This window comes from Algoriphagus winogradskyi, from assembly GCF_900182815.1.
Taxonomy (GTDB): Bacteria; Bacteroidota; Bacteroidia; order Cytophagales; family Cyclobacteriaceae; genus Algoriphagus; species Algoriphagus winogradskyi.
This window is the reverse complement of sequence record NZ_FXUA01000003.1, coordinates 377,389-392,689: the sequence shown is the minus strand read 5'-3', so window position 1 is coordinate 392,689 and position 15,301 is coordinate 377,389. Positions and strand designations below refer to the sequence as shown.

12 protein-coding genes are annotated in these 15,301 nt (G+C 41.3%); 8 read left to right on the top strand and 4 right to left on the bottom strand.

All coding sequences use genetic code 11. From position 1 onward, the window contains the following. Positions 1-8 precede the first annotated feature (8 nt). The 7 genes from QOL76_RS10125 (at position 9) to QOL76_RS10095 (ending at position 11,137) form a co-directional block, all read left to right on the top strand. Positions 9-3,548, top strand: coding sequence for a SusC/RagA family TonB-linked outer membrane protein (locus QOL76_RS10125; protein ID WP_283412841.1), 3,540 nt, complete (start codon positions 9-11; stop codon positions 3,546-3,548). 11 nt (positions 3,549-3,559) lie between these two features. Continuing rightward, positions 3,560-5,077 (top strand): SusD/RagB family nutrient-binding outer membrane lipoprotein, encoded by a 1,518-nt coding sequence (locus tag QOL76_RS10120; RefSeq protein ID WP_283412840.1) that lies wholly within the window; start codon positions 3,560-3,562, stop codon positions 5,075-5,077. A gap of 61 nt (positions 5,078-5,138) precedes the next feature. Beyond that, the gene (locus tag QOL76_RS10115) at positions 5,139-6,071 is read left to right on the top strand and encodes an RraA family protein (protein WP_283412839.1); all 933 of its coding nucleotides are present in this window, start codon (positions 5,139-5,141) and stop codon (positions 6,069-6,071) included. A 24-nt stretch (positions 6,072-6,095) separates the two neighbouring features. Continuing rightward, positions 6,096-7,370 carry a mandelate racemase/muconate lactonizing enzyme family protein gene (locus QOL76_RS10110; protein WP_283412838.1) on the top strand — a complete coding sequence of 425 codons (1,275 nt, stop codon included), beginning with the start codon at positions 6,096-6,098 and terminating at the stop codon, positions 7,368-7,370. Positions 7,371-7,468: 98 nt separating this feature from the next. Beyond that, the gene (locus QOL76_RS10105; protein WP_283413127.1) at positions 7,469-8,407 is read left to right on the top strand and encodes an RraA family protein; all 939 of its coding nucleotides are present in this window, start codon (positions 7,469-7,471) and stop codon (positions 8,405-8,407) included. 53 nt (positions 8,408-8,460) lie between these two features. Continuing rightward, complete coding sequence (locus QOL76_RS10100) at positions 8,461-9,945, top strand: mandelate racemase/muconate lactonizing enzyme family protein (RefSeq protein ID WP_283412837.1); 1,485 nt, start codon at positions 8,461-8,463, stop codon at positions 9,943-9,945. Between the two features lie 94 nt (positions 9,946-10,039). After that, complete coding sequence (locus QOL76_RS10095) at positions 10,040-11,137, top strand: bile acid:sodium symporter family protein (RefSeq protein WP_377919217.1); 1,098 nt, start codon at positions 10,040-10,042, stop codon at positions 11,135-11,137. Between the two features lie 4 nt (positions 11,138-11,141). Here the strand turns inward: QOL76_RS10095 and QOL76_RS10090 are convergent, their stop codons facing one another. From QOL76_RS10090 to QOL76_RS10075, 4 genes are all read right to left on the bottom strand, one after another. After that, a complete protein-coding gene (locus QOL76_RS10090) occupies positions 11,142-11,561 on the bottom strand; it encodes a nuclear transport factor 2 family protein (RefSeq protein ID WP_283412835.1) in 420 nt (139 codons plus the stop codon). A gap of 116 nt (positions 11,562-11,677) precedes the next feature. Continuing rightward, positions 11,678-12,175: a hypothetical protein gene (locus tag QOL76_RS10085; RefSeq protein WP_283412834.1), complete on the bottom strand. Its 498-nt coding sequence runs from the start codon at positions 12,173-12,175 to the stop codon at positions 11,678-11,680. A 68-nt stretch (positions 12,176-12,243) separates the two neighbouring features. After that, positions 12,244-12,540: a cupin domain-containing protein gene (locus tag QOL76_RS10080; RefSeq protein ID WP_283412833.1), complete on the bottom strand. Its 297-nt coding sequence runs from the start codon at positions 12,538-12,540 to the stop codon at positions 12,244-12,246. A 255-nt stretch (positions 12,541-12,795) separates the two neighbouring features. Then, on the bottom strand, positions 12,796-13,662 hold the full coding sequence (locus tag QOL76_RS10075; protein ID WP_283412832.1) for a cation diffusion facilitator family transporter: 867 nt from the start codon (positions 13,660-13,662) through the stop codon (positions 12,796-12,798). Positions 13,663-13,845: 183 nt separating this feature from the next. Between QOL76_RS10075 and QOL76_RS10070 the strand changes: the two genes are divergently transcribed. Beyond that, complete coding sequence (locus tag QOL76_RS10070; protein ID WP_283412831.1) at positions 13,846-15,255, top strand: cellulase family glycosylhydrolase; 1,410 nt, start codon at positions 13,846-13,848, stop codon at positions 15,253-15,255. Positions 15,256-15,301 lie beyond the last annotated feature (46 nt).

Below are 15,301 nucleotides of genomic sequence, written 5' to 3'. Positions count from 1 at the left end.
TGTTTACAATGAGAAAGTTTGTACTATTATTATGTATGAGCTATTCGATTTCTTGGTTTGCATCAGCGCAAGTCGAGGGTTTGATAGCTTCGGAAAAGAACCTAGATACCTTTTCGTCTAGGAGTGAAAACAGATACCTTAAAGAGGTACTGACACAGTTCGAGAATAAGTTTAAAGTCTCGATAGCGTATAAGGATGAGCTGGTTCAATCAAAAAGAATCAAATCGTCAAAATCTTCATTTAGTTCTGTAGAAGAGGGATTGAAAGTAATCCTGAGAGAAACAGGACTCAGCTATGAGAAAGCTGGTGAGAATTTTTATGTGATATTCCAAAGCAGATCAAGCCCAACCGCTAAAGGAGCGGATTTGAAGAATATCCTCACATCAACCCAGTCACCCTCTTCAGCAGGCAGAGGGTCCGATTTAAATTCAAGAATTTCAAGAAACTCCATTTCAACAATCGAGAGACGGAGGATAGAAATTACCGGTAGAGTGACTGATGAAAATGGTATGGGTTTTCCCGGTGTTAATATTCTTCTTAAAGGAACCTCCACAGGTACCGTTTCTGGGAACAATGGAAACTATACCATTAATGTAGAAAGCGAAACATCTGTTCTAGTTTTTTCTTTTGTAGGATATCTCAATCAAGAAGAAGTGGTTGGCAATCGGTCTGTAGTCAACATCAGCATGCAAGTGGATGCTAGCGACTTGGAAGAAGTAGTAGTAACTGCCTTGGGAATCGAGAAATCAGCAAAAAGTCTTGGGTATGCTACCTCAACAGTTAAATCTGATGAGTTGACTATTAACAGAACTCCTAACGTTATGAACGCGCTACAAGGCAAAGTAGCGGGTGTAAGTATTTCAGCACTAGGCTCTGGTCCTGGAGGTACGTCTAAAATCCGTATTCGTGGTCAGTCCTCAATATCCGGACAAAATAATCCGCTGATTGTAGTAAATGGTGTCCCTATCGACAATACAAATTTCGGTTCAAATCCCGGGAATAATGCTTCGGATAGTAGTATTGGCGTACGTGGAGGAGGTAACACTTCTGATGGAGGTGATGGATTGTCCAGTATTAACCCAGATGATGTGCAATCTATGACCATCCTCAAAGGAGCTGCAGCTGCTGCCTTGTACGGTTCTCGAGCCAAAGACGGGGTAGTGATGATTACCACCAAAACAAAAAATGATAGTCGCGGCATGGGAGTTACTTATAACCTGAACTATACGAACGAAGCCCCGCTAGATTTCACTGACTACCAATATGAATATGGGCAAGGCGAACAAGGTATTCGGCCTACTACCCCAAACCCAACCTCTGGACAATGGTCTTTCGGAGAGAAATTTGCTCCTGGCATGACCCAAATGCTTTTTGACGGAATTACAGTTCCTTATGAACCAGTAAAAGGCATTATCAATGATTTCTTTCGCAATGGTCAGAATGTGACTAATTCTATTACCCTCGCTACTTCTACCGAAAAGGGTGGAATGAGTTTGTCTTTTTCAGATCTGAATAGTAAGGGTATTGTGCCAAACAATGTTTACAATCGAAAGACTATCAATTTGGGCTTTGCTTATGATTTGAGTCCAAAGTTCAGTTTCCGGGGAAACTTTAATTATTCTCATGAAGAGAATGAAAATCCACCAAACATTGGTCAGCAGGATAATACGATTCCAGTAGCGCTTTACAATATGGCTAACTCCATGCCACTGGATGTCCTTCGTGACAACCGGTATGATGCAAATGGAAACGAGGCGGTTTATTCCAGGTTTAGAAATCGTACCAATCCATATTTCACACTTTCTGATCAGTTTCAGAACATCCGCAGAGATAGGATATTCGGGAATTTAGCAGTTAAATATCAATTTACTGACTGGTTATTTGTCCAAGGTAGAGTTGGTCAGGACTTCTGGACTAGAGACCAGGATTACAACAACTTTCCGACGGGACAAGCGTCGAGGGCACCAGCGCCAGCAGGATTCGTAAATGGAGTGTACACGCAAGAGCAAAGAAGATTCCGTGAGATAAATACAGACTTTTTAATCAATGCGAATAAGGAATTTGGCGACTTCGGAATCAATGCAAATATTGGAGGTAATCATATGCAGAGAAGGTCAGACCTAAATAGTGTACAGGTCACTGACTTCGTGGTTAGAGACCTCTATACCGTTCAAAATGGTAGAGCTAAAGATCCAATATATGATTTGAATGAGCGTGCAGTTAATTCATTGTATGGTTCTGCAGAAGTATCCTATAAGGATATGCTGTTCCTTACAGGTACTATTAGAAACGATTGGTTTTCAACTCTTTCTAGAGAAAATAGGAGCATCCTTTATCCTTCTTTGTCAGCTAGCTGGGTATTCACTGAGAATTTTGCACAAAACAGCTGGTTGAATTTTGGAAAATTAAGAGTAGCATACGCTGAAGTGGGTAGTGATGCTGACGTAGGAGCGTATTCCAATGTGCTATTTTATGGCATAAACAACAACTTGTTTGGAGGTCAGCCAGTAGGAGGGCCTAACGGAACCAATCTTCCAAATCCAAATTTGAGACCAATGCGAATTGGTGAAGCAGAAGTTGGATTTGAGCTGAGAATGTTTCAAGGCAAAGTGAGTTTGGATATGGCAGCTTATAGAAAACTCACTACTGATCAGATTGTAAGCGCTCAGATTTCAGACGCTTCTGGTTTTGTCAATACTTCTATTAACAGTGGTCAAAGTGAAAATAAGGGGATTGAAATGCTCTTAACGATTGTCCCTATTGAGAACAAGAATTTCACTTGGGAATTTTCAGCAAACTCTGCCTACAATAAAACAAAAGTTCTAAGCCTACTGACTGATAATCCCGGTGAACGGATTACTGTCGGAACCCACGTATTCAATGGTGAATTGAGACAAATCGTTGGAATGGAAATGGGACAGGTTGCAGGATTTGGCTACAGAAGGGATGATCAGGGGAGAAAAATCTTTGGAGCAAATGGTCTTCCACTCAGAACCACTGATCTAGTTAATTTCGGAAGTGCGCTACCAAATTGGGTTGGAGGATTTAATAACTCACTCAATTATAAAGGAGTAATGCTTTCTTTCTTGATTGACTACAAGTTGGGCAATATTATGCTTTCGGGTACGAATTTTAACGCTACCAGACATGGTTTACATAAGATGACCTTGGAAGGAAGAGAAGGTGGGGTCGTAGGAGTTGGTGTGAACGAAGCTGGTGAGATAAACACCGCAGTAGCTCCAGTGCAGTCCTACTGGGAAGTGGTTAGATCACAAGCTTTAGTAGAGCCTATAATCTACGATGGAGGATATGTCAAACTTCGGCAAATCACTTTAGGGTATGATTTCACCAAACATTTACCTGAAAACCAACCATTCAAATCAGTGAAGCTGAATTTCGTAGCAAACAACGTATTCATGATAAAGAAATGGGTTGATAATATTGATCCAGAATCATTCGGGTATTCTTCTGATAATTTGGTTGGTATGGAGTCCACTGGTCTTCCTTCTACCAGAGGTTTAGGTTTCAATCTTAACGTCAAATTCTAAGTTTTATACACATGAAAAAGATCTTAAATTATATATTCTTAGCGTCCATTCTGATGTATGCATCAGCATGTGACAATAACTTCGACGAGCTCAATACTAATAAAGTCAGTGCCACAGCTATTGACCCTGCGTTTCAACTGAATGCAGCCATAGTAGGCTGTGCCTATCCCAACGGTACCTTGGTTTATGACATAGGGATTGTTCAGCAGATAATTTCGCCAAATTCAGGTGTCCTTACAGGAGCCAATTATAACCAGGATAATAGAAACTCAACACAGGAACTTTGGCAGCGATACTATCGGGATGTGATTAAGAATACCAAGGATGTGATAAGTCAAGTTCAAGATGATCCGAGCAGAGCTAACCTGCTTAATATGACACGGATTCTTCAGGCATTTGCATTTATGGTTTTGACGGATGACTATGGAAGTATCCCGTATTTCGAAGGCGGAGTAGGCTATTCTCAACAGGTGTTTTTTCCAAAATATGATTCCCAAGAAGTCATTTATGAGGACATAATCAAAGAATTGACTGAGGCTACTGCAGCGTTGAATCTATCCGGAAAAATTGAAAGTGCAGATATTCTGTATGGGGGCGATTTGAATAAATGGAAAAGCTTTGGCAACTCGATATTGTTGAGAGCTGGAATGAGGCTGAGTGCAGTGAATGCAACGAAGGCACAACAGGTAGTTCAGGCAGCATTTCAAGGTGGAGTGATTCTTTCAAATGTAAATAATGCAAAAATTGCCCATGATGCTAACTATTTGAATACGATAGGAAACTTACTTAATTCCACAGAGGCGTCTAATTTTTATTTAACTGCTCCATTTGTGGATTATTTGCGAAGTAAAAATGACCCTCGTCTATCTGCAATAGCAATCACCTATGTAGATGCTAAATCAGGTCCTGAGCAAACAGTAGCCTCAGGGACATATGAAGCTAGTGTGCACGTGGGAATGCCAATGGGAAATGACAATGCGGGAGCTGTAAAAGCAGCTGCGGATTTAGGATTGACCAGCTTTTATGAATTTGCGCAAGCAGATAGAAGAAGACTTGCGAAAAATACAGCACCAACTTTCTTAGTTACAGCTTCCCAAAACTACCTCCTGTTAGCTGAGGCTAGACAGAGGGGGTGGATCAGCTCAGGAGACGTTGAAACGTATTATAACGCAGGAGTAAGAGCTCACATGGAGCAGTTGGGCACGGTAGATGCCGCCTCTTCAATACCACTAGCAGCTGTAGATGCCTATTTGTCAGCAAATCCACTTGATGCTTCAAAAGCAATAGAAATGATCAATACTCAATATTGGGTGTCATCCTTTATGAATGGACCAGAGGCATTTGCCAATTTCCGAAGATCTGGATTCCCTATGCTCACCACCAATCCATTCCCTGGAAAAGAAGTTGATTTTATTAATAGAATTACTTATCCGAATTCTGAGATATCAGTAAACTCTGAAAACGTGCAAGCGGCCATTTCAGCTAGTGGAGCTGATAATCTCGCAACGAAAGTTTGGTGGGATAAATAAGAATAGAACCGAGTTTGGAAAATCCAAACTCGGTTTAATTTGATTTTAGTTATATTCCAAAATGTACAAAACCTATATAACCATATTGTTTCTATTCTTTTTTGGAATAGATTCTTTTGCGCAACAGATTTCCAAAGAGGAAATGCTCTTTCTTACCCAAGAATGGAAAGGAGAAAGATTTGAAGATGGTCGCCCTAAAGTGTCCGATGACCTATTGAGGCGTATGAAAATTGTGACCCATGATGAAGCCTGGGCCGTGATGAAAAATGCAGGCTACAAATATCAATATGCTGAAGGCTGGGAAATGATCAACCCGGATAGCATTATGGTCGGAAGAGCACTTACGGCTACTTTTATGCCGGGTAGACCTGATATCCACGGAGCGATAGATGCCCGCGGAAAAGCCGAAGGAAAGAAAGGACAGAATGTTTGGCCGGTGGATTTACTGGTAAAAGGGGATGTCTATGTCGCCGACCAATTCGGAATCCACGATGGGGGACCTACCATTGGCGATAATGTTGGAAATGCGATTTTTGCCAATTCAGGCAATGGAATCGTTTACAATGGTGCGATCAGAGACATCGCCGGTCTGAAGGAAATCGGTGGTTTTACCTCCTATTACCGAAGCTATCACCCATCACACCATAATCAACCTAGAGATTTGAATACCATGCTGATCGGTATCAATAAACCTACAAAAATCGGCCAAGCTACAGTGATGGCAGGTGATGTAGTATTGGGACGTGACGGTGCAGTGTCATTTATTCCTGCCCATTTAGTAGAGCAGGTGGTAGTTACTTCAGAAGTAGTAAGGTTGAGAGATATGTTTGGCCATGAGCGAATCCGGGAGGGGAAATACACAGCTGGTGATATTGACACTAGATGGTCTGATGACATAGAAAAAGACTTTTCCCAGTGGCTCGAATCCCATATCGATGAATTACCAATAGCTCGAGAACAAATCCAAGAAATTCTAAAAAACAGAACTTGGTAATTATACATACAACCCTTAAAACCTATGAAATCTAAGAATTCAAGAAGATCATTTTTACAAAAAAGTGCTGTTGCTGGTTTGACAGGAGCTGGCTTAATGGGCGGCTTTGGCGGCTTAAATGAAGCTGTAGCAAGGCAAAACCCCCACTCAAATCCCTCAGATCTGAAAATAACAGATGTAAAATGCGGCTATGTACGTGGTGCAGTTTATGTAAAAATATATACTAATCAGGATGTTTGGGGCTGTGGAGAAGCAGTTGATGCGATTCAAGGCACGTATTACATGATCCAGAGGATGGGTAATCAGCTAAAAGGGCAAAATCCATTAAATCCCAATCGTCTGGCAGAACAAATACGTAAGGGAGCATTTTTTGGTGGTGCTCAGTCTGGAGTTTTTGTGGCCGTTCTCACAGCCATTGAGACTGCACTTTGGGATATCACTGGAAAAGTTTTTAACGTTCCCGTTTACCAATTATTGGGAGGCAAATTCAGAGATAAAATCCGGGTCTATTGTGATACAGCCCTATATACATCCACAAATCCTACTCCAAATGATTATGCTTTAGCGGCAAGAAATGCAGTGTCCAAAGGTTATAATGCGGTGAAATTTGATGTGGATGATGCAAGAGATCCAAATAAATATGATCGTTTTAACTGGACTGCAAGCCCCGCTGAAATAGAGAGAATGTACAATGCCATCGCCGCAGTGCGGGAAGAAGTGGGCCCCAACATTGATATCTGTGTGGATATGCACGGACGATATGATGCAATCACTGGGATGAAGATGGCCAAAGCTTACGAGCCGTTAAACCTGATGTTTCTGGAAGAACCAATTCCAGCGGATAATCCAGAAATGTATAAGCACATCACCCAAGAAACAAGTACGCCCATCTGTGCCGGTGAAAATATCTACTTAGCCTACGGTTTTACAAAACTACTTTCTGATGGTGCTTTAAATATCATTATGCCTGATCTGCAAAAAGCGGGTGGACTGGGAGAAGCCCAACGAATAGCAAACTTGGCAAATCTTTATTACGTGCCTTTTTCTCCTCACATGGTTGCCTCTTTTCTAGGAGCGATGGCAAGTTGTCATGTCTGCGCTTCCGTACCCAACTTTCAGATTATGGAATGGCAAATCTATATGGATACAGATGACTTATGGAAAGACATAGTTACCTATGACGGTCCTAGAACAGAAAATAGCTTTATCACACTATCCGAAAAACCTGGAATAGGTGTGGAAATCAATGAGGAAGGTATGAGAAAACATGCCGTTCCTGGAATACCATTCTTCGAATAATCAGCAATTAGGTTTTTTCTTCCCGCTTATCAAGTGAAGAAAAAACCCTAACCCCTATACCAATGAACCCAATTTCAACACCCCAAAGAAAGATCAGGATGTCCATCTTGATTGGCGCTTTTTCATGCTTCTTATTATTGCCAAAAATAGAAGCACAAGCCCAAAACGTTGGCGCTTCCCCTGAATATATCAAAGCCCTTACTGTCGATTGGCAGGGAGAACGCTTTGCAGATGGGAGACCGAAAGTTTCTGATTCTATTTTAGAACGCCTGAAAAAAATCTCCATTGAAGAGGCATGGGGCGTTCTGCGCAGTAAGGGCTACCAAAACCAATATGAAGGTGAGTGGCAAATCATGCTGCCAGATGAAACCATGACAGGGCGGGTGGTGACAGCTCAATACATGCCACTACGTCCTGATCTCGAAAAGCAGGTGAAGGACCAAGGCGTAGGTAAAGAAGGAAGATCTGATAAAGGAGGCACAAACTCCTGGCCTATCGATATTCTTACAAACGGAGATGTTTATGTAGCAGATGGCTATGGGAAAATCGTGGATGGAACGCTGATCGGAGATAATCTCGGAAATGCCATCTATGCCAAATCCCAACGTGGAGTGATCTTCAATGGATCTGTGAGGGATCAGGAAGGACTCTCCGAGATCGAAGGCTTCAATGCCTGGATGAAAGGGCAAGATCCATCTTATATTCAGCAAATGATGCTGACCTCTATCAATGCACCAATTCGAGTTGGACGTGCTACTGTACTTCCAGGTGATGTGGTCTTAGCAAAGAAATATGGGGTGATTTTCATTCCAGCATACTTAGTGGAAGAGCTTGTTTTGACTTCTGAGGTCACTGGATTGCGAGATGAATTTGGCCACCAAAGATTACGAGAAGGTAAATATCTAGCTGGACAGATTGATAGCCAGTGGACAGAAGAGATCAAAAAGGATTTCTTGGATTGGCTAAACAATTATCCAGGAAAGCTTCCGATGACCAAGACTGAGCTGGATAATTACCTTAGAGAACGTAATTACTAATTCTGGATCAGGCTAAAGACAAATTACACAATAACCCAAAAACCCTATTTAAGATGAAAAGCACATTACAACACCTTATTCAAAAGAGTAAGGAGCAGGAGCGGACTTATACAGCCCAACGTCAAGCAGAAATCGATAATCCCTTTACAAAAGATAACAGAAGAGATTTCTTGAAAAAAACTGCCTTAGGCGGGTTAAGTTTGACAGCACTCATGGGACTTAGTATAGAAGATACCATGGCTGAAACGACTAAGAATGTACGTCGGGCGTCAGCTCCTTCAGACTTGAAAATCACGGATCTCCGCTATGCTCATACCAATGTAATGGGGGGAACCGCAATCCTTAGAATCGATACAAACCAAGGGATTTATGGTTTGGGTGAGGTAAGGGATGGGGCTGATCCTAGGTATGCATTGATGCTGAAAAGTAGGATTCTAGGCGAAAACCCCTGCAACGTTGAAAAACTGTTTAAAATCATCAAACAATTCGGTGGGCAATCCCGACAGGCTGGTGGTGTTTGTGGGGTTGAAATGGCACTCTGGGACCTATGTGGCAAAGCTTACAATGTACCGGCCTGGCAACTACTTGGCGGAAGGTATCGTGATTCTGTACGTCTGTATGCCGATACTCCGGAGGCCAAATCTCCTGAAGAGCAGCTGAAGCTCATCAAATACCGAACTGAGGAGCAGGGGTATACTTGGCTGAAAATGGATGTTTCTATTGGAGAAATCATGGATATCCCGGGTTGTATTGTGAATCCAGAGATTTTCAAAATGGGTAAAAGTCAGTGGCAGGGCGGATACATGTCTTATGCCAACACAGCCCATCCATTTACGGGAGTACAGATCACTGAGAAGGGACTGGATGAACTCGCCAAAATCGTAGATCATGTGCGTAGTATGGTGGGTTATGATATTCCTATTTCGACGGACCATTATGGCCATTTTGATTTGAATAACTGCATCAGGCTGGGGCAGGCACTCGATAAATATAGATTGGCTTGGTTAGAAGATATGGTGCCGTGGCAGATGTGGCAGCAGCATAAGACAATCACAGATTCTCTGAATACTCCTACCACCACAGGCGAGGATATTTATTTATTGGAATATTTCAAAGACCTGATAGATAATCATGCCGTGGACATTGTGCATCCTGATTTGGCATCCTCGGGTGGACTTTTGGAAACCAAAAGAATTGCAGATTATGCAGAAGAAAAGGGGATAGGGATGGCCATGCATCAGGCTGGCACTCCAGTTTCCTTTATGGCAAATGTACATTGCGCGGCAGCTACGCAAAATTTTCTGGCACTGGAACATCACTCAGTGGATGTGCCTTGGTGGGAGGATTTGGTTACTATGACCGGCGGAGGCAAAATGATAGACAAAGGTTATGCGCCGGTACCTTTGGAGGCACCGGGCTTAGGAATTGAGCTGAATGAAGAAGTAGTAAAGGCACATTTACATCCATCGGACAGCTCATTTTTTGCACCTACGGATATGTGGAATGAAAAGCGTTCGCACGATAGAATCTATAGTTAAGAACACCTTTTTACTTATTGCCAAAAGACCCGAAGACTTGCTTTATAACTGGTTTTCGGGTCATTTTCAAAAAGCTCTCACCTAAAAATATTTTATTTTGAACCCAAAAATCACCAAAGCTCTTTCTATTCTTAGCGGCTTATTATTGTTAGCAGCAATCGCTATCACGCTCTTTACGGGCATTGCAAAGGCAGGCTTTCTATGGATTGGCTTTTTCTTTATCTGTGCGATAGCATTTTTAGGTATTCCCAAACTTCGTGGATACGCCTACTCCATGATGATCTTCGGATCGGTTGCAATTGCCCTGTATTTTCCACAATACTTCATCGAATACAAAGGTTATAAGTTCAGTGCATCGATTGTCCCGCTGATTCAGATAATTATGTTTGGAATGGGGACTTCCATGAGCATCAAAGACTTTTTGGGTGTGGTCAAAATGCCCAAAGGAGTGCTGATTGGCGTTCTATGCCAATTTTCAATTATGCCTTTCATAGGCTATACACTAGCAAAAACAAGTGGTTTTCCTCCTGAAATAGCTGCCGGGATGATTTTAATCGGTTGTTCTCCAAGTGGTATGGCTTCAAATGTGATGGCATTCCTTGCCAGAGCTAATCTCGCATTATCAATTACTGTTACTTCGGTTACGACTTTATTAGCTCCTTTCGTTACCCCGTTTTTGATGGGCTGGTTAGCTGGCGAATTTGTAGCAATCGATGTTGTCGAAATGATGTTCAGCATTGTGAAAATGGTCATTATCCCAATTGGAGCAGGACTACTCTTTAATTATTTCCTTCGTGGAAAAGCCAAGTGGCTGGATGATCTTATGCCAATAATTTCTATGGCTGCCATAGCGTTGATTTTGGTGGTGATCGTAGCTGCGGGAAGAGACAGTTTGCTGGATATTGGACCTCTTCTAATAATCCTTGTTGTGGTTCATAATCTCTTCGGATATGTGCTTGGCTATTGGGCGAGTAGATTGTTTAGACTCAGCGAAAAAGATTGTAGAACCATTGCAATAGAAGTGGGAATGCAAAATGGAGGTCTTGCCTCTGGTATAGCAAAGGAAATGGGAAAGATCGCCACAGTTGGTCTTGCACCCGCGGTATTTGGGCCTTTTATGAATGTGAGTGGTTCTATACTAGCTTCTTATTGGCATAAAAAGCCGATAGAACCTGAGGAAGAAAATTCTTGATGATTTAAGGCAATTTATATGCCTGTCGGGCCAGTAATTTCCACTGGCCCTTTTCTTTTTGCCAAACTAGAATAACGCCGATTTTTATGGAGTTTGATTTTCCTCCGTCTAAGACATCAGCTACTAAATTATGGCGAACTATCGCTACGTCTTTTTCTACGTGTATAGTTTGGTCTTCAAAGGAAACCTTGGCAAAATCAGAAGCTCCACTTACTAAAGCATCTATAAACTGAGCTTGGTTTTCGAGTTTGCCGCTAGAGTGACCGTAGCTTAAATGAATGGAACTTAGCTCGCTCAGATTAGCTACTGTAGGATCAATCAAGGCTAATCGTAGTTTTTCTACTTGAGATGCTACGTCCTTATCAGCTTGCGCAAAAGCTAAAGTTACTGTGAGAAAAAGGGCAAAGGTTAATAGGGTTTTCATGGGTTTTTGAGTTAATCTTATTTTTGATAATTAATGATTAAGTAATCATTAATCGATGGTGTTAAGGTACAAAAAATGGTTTTTGGATTGGTTTTTTGATTAGTAATATATGGACATCAAACCGCAGAAATATAGGCGTAGTACAGCTTGCATGCGTAAGCTGAATAGATGGCCAATTCTTCCATAGGTATATTCTCATCATGGACAAATACATCAAAGTTTAATTTATTAAATGAGTTTGTTGGGCTTAATGTCATTACACTCTCTCCGGCTTCTAAAGCAAGGTCAAATTTTAATTTCCATTTCCCCGAATTTTTTAGGATATAAGTTTCTTCAATCCCATCCTCATTTTCTCTCGATATTTTCAAATGAAGTTTTGAATTATGACTGATTTCGCCAACTTTTCTATGATTCTTTAGAATCTCAATTTTACCTGACCACCAGTTTTTAGGTTTGAGTTGTATTTTCTCACGATCTAGGTAGGTTTCAGCGACTCCGGAATACCAATTTTTGTATTTCAAGTCCACTATTTTTCTCCCGTTAACACTCAGTTTAAAGCAACCTCTCATCGAAGTGGATTCTATTTTGAAGGTAGGTTTCTGTAATGTTTGCATACTCCTAGAGCTAATTTTGAGGTGAAATCTGATCAATTTGAGTGTAGATCCAGGTTTAAATTGGCCTGCTATTTTTCCTGAACTATCGTAAAAATGTTTTTGTCCCTTATACCTTTTACTTCATGCTCTACCAATACAGGAATGTCATACGTGTCAAATTCCTTGAGTTGAATTACTTTTCCGTTAATGAAGAATTCAAGTTCACCCTTCAGTACTGTAAGTAACGATGGACTATTTGCAGTGTGCTTTTTCAGAATTTGGTCGTGGAGCAATCCAATTGCGAAATAATTAGTTTTTTCGGTCCTCTGAATAGGACAGACGGAGGGTCTCTCATGGCCAAAGGCCAGATTTTCATAGATATTCATAGGAAAATGGGTTTATTGAAAAAGTTATAATACTCTATAATTTAGGTATTATTTCCCGGAATGACCCAACTTCCTTGTTCAGTCCCTTTTAGTTGGGAATGAATTTCCATCCTTAGATAAAGCGGCTGTACAGGCTTTGTTCAAGAGAATAGGCTAGCAATAGTGTACCGAAATAAGTTACTTTATGTATTGTGCTTTTGTTGAATTCTACCACATTTTCTAGTCCAATCAATTTGAAACCAAGAGTATGAAGTATTAAAAAGGCTCGATATGGATTAGCACATTACCCAATTCAGGTATCTCAGCACATAGTTTGTCTTTGAGCAGATGAGAAATTTTGTGCCCTTCTGTTACCGTCAAATCACCGATTACTAGGGCATGAAGATCTACATGATATTCCATTCCTGCCTTCCTGATAAAACATTTTTCGGTCCCTTTTACACCCGGAACAGTCAAGGATACAGTGCGGATATGCTCGGTCAATTCTTCGTAGTTGTTTTCATCCATCACCTCACCAAGTGCCGGCCGGAAGATTTTGTAGCAGTTGAAAAGGATAAAAGCCACAGCAAAAAGCGCAGCGTAGTCATCAGCGACTTCATAGCCATCTCCTCCAAAGAGCGCTATTGTAATTCCGATAAATGCCGCAACAGAAGTTATCGCATCGCTTCGATGATGCCAAGCCTCAGCTTTGAGCGAACTACTTTTCAATCTTTTACTCCTTCTCATCACTACATGAAAAGAGGATTCTTTCCAGATAATAATTCCTGCCAACACGAAGAGTGTAAAGGTTTCGGGCGACTGGTGCGGAGTGATGATATGCTGATAGGCCTGCCAGGCGATCGTACCTGCAGAAACAATCAGAAAAACTACAACCAAAAACGTAATCAGGGGTTCAGCTTTTCCATGCCCATAGGGATGATTTTCATCTGCTGGTCTTGAAGAGTACTTTAACCCAAAAAGGACTAGTATAGAAGAAAAAACATCAACTACTGACTCTATTCCATCAGCTATCAGCGCATAGGAGTTTCCAAAGATGCCAGCCAGAAATTTTATTGCAGCCAGAGCAATATTTCCAAGCATACTAAAAATTACTGTTCTTACTGCAAGGTTTGAGTTGCTCATGAGGTGTACTGGTAATAGAATCGCAAAAGTAGGGATTATTCCTTTGCTTAAAGAATAGGAATAAACAAGGTTTTCAATATGCTAGTGCAAGCGTTAATAACAAATGAATCCCTTTTCGCTAACATTTACCCCCCTTCGTAGAGTACAGGATTGAATAGTTTTGGAAGGATGAAACTAAACCCTATGAATAACCCATTTAAGTTTTTGGTACGACTGTTCGTTCTTTCACTTATACTTTTCTCCTGCGGGGAGAAAGAAGACCCCGTCACTTTTCTAGTATCTACCACTGAGCTCCAATTTGGGCCGGCTGAAAAAACTTTGGAGGTTACTTTGACAAGTAATCAACAATGGCAAGTGGAGATGAATGCATCATGGATTACCGTAATCCCAAACCAGGGCAACGGAAATGCTAAAATTTCCATAACAACAGCAGCAAATTATGCGAATGAAATACGAACGACGGTCCTAAATATAAGGTTTGGAGTCATCATCCAGCCAATTAAAATAACACAGGAGGCAGGTGAACCTCAATTTCCTGATTATTACATCCCGGCAGATAATACAGGCATGCGTGAAATTTCCAGTTTGGAATTGGCAGCTGAAATGGGAAAAGGATGGAATTTGGGTAATTCCCTCGAAGCAATAGGAGGGGAAACAGCGTGGGGAAATCCAAAAGTGACTAAAGAATTAATAGATGCTGTAAAAGCAGCTGGCTTTAATTCTGTAAGAATTCCAGTGGCTTGGAGTAAATTTTCAAATGCTACGGAATTTACAATTGATCCGGAATGGATGGCTAGAGTGCAGGAAGTGGTCGATTATGTGATAGATAATGACATGTACGCCTTGATGAATATCCACTGGGACGAAGGCTGGATGCAGCCGACTTTTGCGCAGCAGGAGTATGTGAATAATCGCTTGGAGAAAATGTGGGTTCAGATTGCGCTGAATTTCAGAGATTATAACGATCACTTATTATTTGCAGGCACCAATGAGGTGATGATAGAAGGGGATTATGGTTCTCCAAAACCTGAATATTATCAAGTGCAAAATTCCTTCAATCAGACTTTTGTGGATGCCGTACGATCCACTGGCGGTAGAAATGCTTACAGAAATTTAGTCGTACAGACGTTCAATACGAACATTGACCATGGGGTAAATTTCTTTGAATTGCCACTAGATGAAACTGAGGATCGTTTGATGGTCGAAGCACATTATTACGACCCGTATGAGTTTGCCTTGAGAGAGGATGAAATCATCACCCAATGGGGAGCCAACGCCACTGACCATTCAAAAACCGCACTTTGGGGTGGTGAGGCACATGTCGACGCACAGTTCCTAAAGATGAAAATCAAATTCATCGACCAAGGCATTCCTGTTTTGATAGGAGAATATGGGGCTATCCAGAAGAAAGCTGCGGAGAATTACAGCTTTCTGATTGATTATCATAGCTACGTGACTAAAAGTATGACAGCGCATGGATTGGTGCCCTTCTATTGGGATAATGGATATGCTGGCGATTATGGGTTTGCACTATTTGACCGGAATAGCAGAGAGCAGATTTATCCTGATTTGATAAAAGCTATAACAAACTAGAAGTAAAAAGCCGGAATTCATTACGAACACCGGCTTTAGGTTTTAT

Coding starts and splice junctions, on each gene's coding strand:
- QOL76_RS10125 (WP_283412841.1), top strand. CDS start 9: ATGAGAAAGTTTGTACTATTATTATGTATGAGCTATTCGATTTCTTGG.
- QOL76_RS10120 (WP_283412840.1), top strand. CDS start 3,560: ATGAAAAAGATCTTAAATTATATATTCTTAGCGTCCATTCTGATGTAT.
- QOL76_RS10115 (WP_283412839.1), top strand. CDS start 5,139: ATGTACAAAACCTATATAACCATATTGTTTCTATTCTTTTTTGGAATA.
- QOL76_RS10110 (WP_283412838.1), top strand. CDS start 6,096: ATGAAATCTAAGAATTCAAGAAGATCATTTTTACAAAAAAGTGCTGTT.
- QOL76_RS10105 (WP_283413127.1), top strand. CDS start 7,469: ATGTCCATCTTGATTGGCGCTTTTTCATGCTTCTTATTATTGCCAAAA.
- QOL76_RS10100 (WP_283412837.1), top strand. CDS start 8,461: ATGAAAAGCACATTACAACACCTTATTCAAAAGAGTAAGGAGCAGGAG.
- QOL76_RS10090 (WP_283412835.1), bottom strand. CDS start 11,561: ATGAAAACCCTATTAACCTTTGCCCTTTTTCTCACAGTAACTTTAGCT.
- QOL76_RS10085 (WP_283412834.1), bottom strand. CDS start 12,175: ATGCAAACATTACAGAAACCTACCTTCAAAATAGAATCCACTTCGATG.
- QOL76_RS10080 (WP_283412833.1), bottom strand. CDS start 12,540: ATGAATATCTATGAAAATCTGGCCTTTGGCCATGAGAGACCCTCCGTC.
- QOL76_RS10075 (WP_283412832.1), bottom strand. CDS start 13,662: ATGAGCAACTCAAACCTTGCAGTAAGAACAGTAATTTTTAGTATGCTT.
- QOL76_RS10070 (WP_283412831.1), top strand. CDS start 13,846: ATGAATAACCCATTTAAGTTTTTGGTACGACTGTTCGTTCTTTCACTT.